Genomic DNA, 4458 nt, shown 5'->3' on the forward strand with positions numbered 1-4458 from the left:
GGCGGGACCTGCACGAGCCGGTGGCGGCGGGGACGCTGGTACACGGGCCGGGCGTCGTGCTCACCGAGGGCAACTACCTGGCACTGGACTCCGGCGGCTGGGAGGACATCCGTGCCCGGATCGACCTGCTCGTTCTCCTCGACGTTCCCGAGACGGAACTGGTGCGTCGCCTGGTGGCCCGGCACCAGAGCTTCGGCCGCAGTGCCGCCGACGCCGCGCACTGGGTCCGCACCGTGGACGTGCCCAACGCCCGCCTGGTGACGGCCTGCGCGCACCGCTGCGATGAGATCTGGCGACTGGAGCCAGCCGAAGCGGTGGACGCCTGAGCCGGCGCGGCCGCGCCTCAGCCATTCCCCAGACGCTCCCCCGTATGCGGTCGGCGCCTTGCCGCCCACTTGTGCGCCCGCATCGAGTCCACCCCCATCCGGGGTCAATAGCCTCGCCGCAGCGATGCCTGGAACGTCGGGCGTCCGCCGCAGAAGGAGGAGCATTCCAATGACCCACTTCAAGATGAAGGCACTGCTGACCACGTCCGCACTGGTCGCGGTGACCGCCGCCGTCGGCACCGCCGCCTCCGACCCGGGCGGCGAGTACTACAAGAAACTCAAGAAGCCGGACTGGAATCCACCGAATGTGGCTTTCCCAATCGCCTGGACCACGCTGTACACGGATATCGCCTTGACCACCGGGCTCACCCTGGCCGATCTGTGGGAGGCGGGGGAACTCACGGGCACCAGCAAGGAGGCCAAGCGCTTCCTGACGGCTCTGGTCGCGAACCTCGCACTCAACGGTGGCTGGAGTTGGGCCTTCTTCCGGGCCCAGCAGCCGATGCTCTCCGCCGCCTGGGCCGGGGTGCTCGCCGCCAGTTCGGCGGATCTGACTCGCCGCGTCTCCAAGGTCAGCAAGATGCGCGGCATCGCCCTGGCGCCGTACCCGGCCTGGACCGCCTTCGCCACCGCCCTGTCCTGCGCCGTCTGGAAGCTGAACGACTGAGCCGCCGCGCCCCACGACGACGTCGAGCGGGGCTCCCGGGGAGGCCGGCCCGTCTCAGGCGTCTCGGCATTACCGCGCGGAGACGATCTCGACGCGGGCGATCCGGCGGCCGTCCATGGCCACCACCCGCAGGCGCAGACCGTCCCAGGCGACGACGTCGTCGGCGCGCGGCATCCGCCCCAGTTCGAGCATCATGAAGCCGCCGAGGGTGTCGAAGGGGCCGGAGGGCAGTTCGCGCCCCAGCGCCCGGGCCACCTCGGCGCGGGTGGCCAGACCGCCGATGACAGTGGCGTCACCGCGGCGTATGACGGCGGGCTCCTCGCGGTCGTACTCGTCCGTTATCTGCCCGGCGAACTCCTCCACGAGGTCTTCCAGGGTGACGATCCCGTCCGTGCCCCCATACTCGTCCACCACCAGGGCGATGTGGGCGCGGGCCGCGCGCATCTGGGTGAGCGCGGACACCATGGGCACGCTCGCCGGCAGCAGCAGAAGCTCTCGGGCCAGCGCGTCGACGGTCAGCGAATCGTCGGCGGGCGCGATCAGGTCCCGCAGGTGCACATAGCCGACGACGTCGTCGTCATCCCGGCCCCGGCGCACCGGGTAGCGGGAGTGCTCCAGCCCGGCCAGGGAGGCGCGCGCCTGTGCGACGGACAGGTTCGCACCGACGAACTCAACCTCGGTGCGCGGTGTCATCGCTTCCGCGACCGTCCGCTCACCCACCGCCAGCAGGTCCAGCACCATGCGCCGCTCCTCGGCTCCGAGACTCTCCTGGGCCTGCACCAGGGCGCGCAACTCCCCCAGTCCGACGGACTCCTCCCGCGCGGCCGGGTTGCAACCCAACCCCCGCAACAGGGCGTTCGTGGACACGCCCAGCAGCCAGATCACCGGCCGCAGCGCGGTGGTGATGGCCGCGAGCGGGCGGGCCGCCAGCAGCGCCACGGTCTGGGCCGACTGCATGGCAATCCGCTTGGGCACCAGCTCTCCTACCACCACCGACAGGTAGGCGATCAGCAGCGTGACGACGACGAATGCGATAGACGCGGCCGCCGCTCGTCCGACGCCTAATGCGCTCAGAGCGGGTGCCAACGCGGGCGCGATCTGCGCCGCCCCGAAGGAGGGAGAGAAGAAGCCGGCGATGGTCACGCCCACCTGGACGGCGGACAGGAACTGGTTGGAGTCGGCGGTGAGCCGCTTGACGGTCCTCCCGGCGCCGCCCCGCCCGGCCAACTCCTCGATCTGGGTGGGCCGCAGAGACACCAGCGCCATTTCGGCGGCGGAGAAGCAGGCGCCGACGAGGATGAACAGTACTACCAGCAGGCAGTTGCGCAGCAATGGGTCCACGCTCGCAATTGTTGCGACGTCGGCTGCGGAGTTTCTGCCGACTCCCCCAATGGCCGCCAATAGGTTGCTTGAATCGCCATGAGTCACCGCTTCGACCCGGCGTTTTCTGATCGCACACATTAAAACACATGACAGTAGCCTCAAACAGCTCTTAGTCGCGGCCAGGAAAACCATACGAGTTGCCTGAACGGGGCTCAAAACCCGGTGAGTTAGCGGGGTCGGAGCTGTTTACTTTCCTCGTCAACGATCCCCCAGCGGGATCACCAACCACTACCAGGCAGGAGTCAGCATCATGACCGCGCACAATTTCATCGTGGTGACCTTCGCGGAGTCCAGTAAGGCATATGAGGCGCTCAGCGACATCCGCCAGGCCGCGCAGGCGAACAGAATCGTCGTACCGGCGGCCATTATTGCCGAACGGGAGCCGGACGGGCACCTGCATTTGGCCGAGGGAGAGGACGCCCGCATCGGTGACGGCGCCTTCTCCGGCGGGCTCATCGGCATGGTCGTCGGCATTCTGGGCGGGCCGCTGGGAATGCTGTTGGGCTGGGGCGCCGGCGCCCTGGCGGGAGGCTTCGTCGACGTCGAACGGGTCAACCGTGCCGAGACCGCCATCGGGGAGTTCAGCTCACGCCTGCCCGCGGGCACGACGGCGATCTTCGCGGAGGCCCGCGAGTACGCGCCCGAGGTGCTGGACGGGCTGGTCGCCCCGCTCGACGGCGTGGTGGTGCGGCGCCCCGCGGAAGAGGTACTGGCGGAGTTGGAGGCCGCGCAGGAGGCAGCCAAGGCCGCCCACCGCGAGGCGACGCGGGTGATGCGCGAGGAGCGGCGCCAGGAGCGCAGGGAGAACTGGGACGAGCGCATCGCACGCCTCAAGGAACGCTTCCACCGCAAGGGCTGAAGCCCGGCCGACGGCCGACTCACGACCTGTGCCGCCCGCGGCGAGCGCGCCCCTGCTCTACCTTCCGAAGGGCAGGGGCGCCAGTCCGCGCACGCCCGGCGCGACGGCGAAGATCGACCCGGCGGCCGGCTCGACGTCGTCGGGCAGGTCCTCGCGGGAGGTGGTGATGAACAGGGTCGCGTAGTCGTCGCCACCGAAGGTGCAGGCGGTCACTTGCCGCACCGGGAGCTCGACGACGGCGTCCAGGGCGCCGTCGGGGGCGTAACGGTGCACGGCCGCACCACCGTTCAGAGCGACCCACACCCCGCCGTCGGCGTCCACACAGAGGCCGTCCGGGTGTCCGGCGGCGGGGTCGATAGACACGAAGGGGCGCGGGTCGGTCAGGCCACCGCGGTCGGCGTCGTCGGGCCGGTAGTCCATGGTGACGACGGTGCCGGTGGGCGTGTCCGTCCAGTAGGTGGTGCCGCCGTCGGGGGAGAAGCCGAGTCCGTTGCAAATGGTGGCGCCACCCCAGGCGCGGACGGGGGCGGCGCCCGGGCCGTCCCACCGGTACATGGTGGCGCCGCCGGGCGTCTTCGCATACGGCATGGTGCCGATCCAGAAGCGGCCGCCCGGGTCGCAGCCGCCCTCGTTGGTGCGCACGGCCGGGTCGGTGAACAGCGTGGCCGCGGGGGCGAGGTCGGCCAGATCCTCGCGGCGGGACAGGGAGATCCCGTGCTCCGTGGCGACGATTGCGCCGCCGCCGACGCGGGGCCGGATCACCGAGGCGACGGCGGAGCCGACGGGTAGACGGCGGTGCCCGCCCGGGGCGGCCTCGTCCAGTTCGACGACGGCGCCGGCGAGCATGTCCACGAAGCGGAGTCGGCCGGTGGCCTCCCACCAGCAGGGTCCCTCGGCGTGATAGGCGATGGAGTCGGTGATGCGTTGCGCTCGCATGGGGTAAGGCTATGCGCGGACGACGGGCCTGTCGGCAGGGCGCGAGGCGAGATATCAAGGCGCAAAGCGACGCACACGGACAGCGCCGCCGTGCGAAGCGCGCCGCACGGGGTGCAAAAGCGCGCCGGCACTGGGCCACCGCGCGGGGCACGTCCGCCGGTTGGACTGCGGCGCCGTCGGGGCACGGCGGGGCCTACCGTGAAGGCGGATACCCACTCCGCATCTCGCCTTCCGAGGATCCCATGACTCCCTCTGCCAATGACGCCGGCACGCGGCCCGCGCCGCCC

At 70.7% G+C, this 4458-nt stretch carries 5 protein-coding genes; 3 read left to right on the top strand and 2 right to left on the bottom strand.

What is annotated here, in order from left to right; translation table 11 throughout:
* Both BN1056_RS07835 and BN1056_RS07840 read left to right on the top strand, forming a co-directional pair.
* Positions 1-326: nucleoside/nucleotide kinase family protein (locus BN1056_RS07835; protein ID WP_483297523.1), on the top strand; the 326-nt coding region annotated here is incomplete at its 5' end.
* Between the two features lie 169 nt (positions 327-495).
* The gene (locus tag BN1056_RS07840) at positions 496-993 is read left to right on the top strand and encodes a TspO/MBR family protein (protein ID WP_210580218.1); all 498 of its coding nucleotides are present in this window, start codon (positions 496-498) and stop codon (positions 991-993) included.
* Positions 994-1062: 69 nt separating this feature from the next.
* Here BN1056_RS07840 and BN1056_RS07845 read toward each other — a convergent pair whose 3' ends face one another.
* Positions 1063-2334 (bottom strand): hemolysin family protein, encoded by a 1272-nt coding sequence (locus BN1056_RS07845; RefSeq protein WP_210580219.1) that lies wholly within the window; start codon positions 2332-2334, stop codon positions 1063-1065.
* A 292-nt stretch (positions 2335-2626) separates the two neighbouring features.
* Between BN1056_RS07845 and BN1056_RS07850 the strand changes: the two genes are divergently transcribed.
* Entirely contained in the window at positions 2627-3235 is a 609-nt protein-coding gene (locus tag BN1056_RS07850; protein ID WP_210580220.1) for a DUF1269 domain-containing protein, read from the top strand.
* A 57-nt stretch (positions 3236-3292) separates the two neighbouring features.
* On the opposite strand, the gene BN1056_RS07855 is transcribed toward BN1056_RS07850, so the two are convergent.
* Positions 3293-4171, bottom strand: coding sequence for an SMP-30/gluconolactonase/LRE family protein (locus tag BN1056_RS07855; RefSeq protein WP_210580221.1), 879 nt, complete (start codon positions 4169-4171; stop codon positions 3293-3295).
* Positions 4172-4458: the final 287 nt, after the last annotated feature.

Source organism: Actinomyces succiniciruminis, from assembly GCF_900002405.1.
In the GTDB taxonomy this organism is placed as follows: Bacteria; Actinomycetota; Actinomycetes; order Actinomycetales; family Actinomycetaceae; genus Actinomyces; species Actinomyces succiniciruminis.

What these genes read in the sequence shown, in the direction of transcription:
- BN1056_RS07850 (WP_210580220.1), top strand. Translation starts at nt 2,627, where the DNA reads ATGACCGCGCACAATTTCATCGTGGTGACCTTCGCGGAGTCCAGTAAG.
- BN1056_RS07855 (WP_210580221.1), bottom strand. Translation starts at nt 4,171, where the DNA reads ATGCGAGCGCAACGCATCACCGACTCCATCGCCTATCACGCCGAGGGA.
- BN1056_RS07840 (WP_210580218.1), top strand. Translation starts at nt 496, where the DNA reads ATGACCCACTTCAAGATGAAGGCACTGCTGACCACGTCCGCACTGGTC.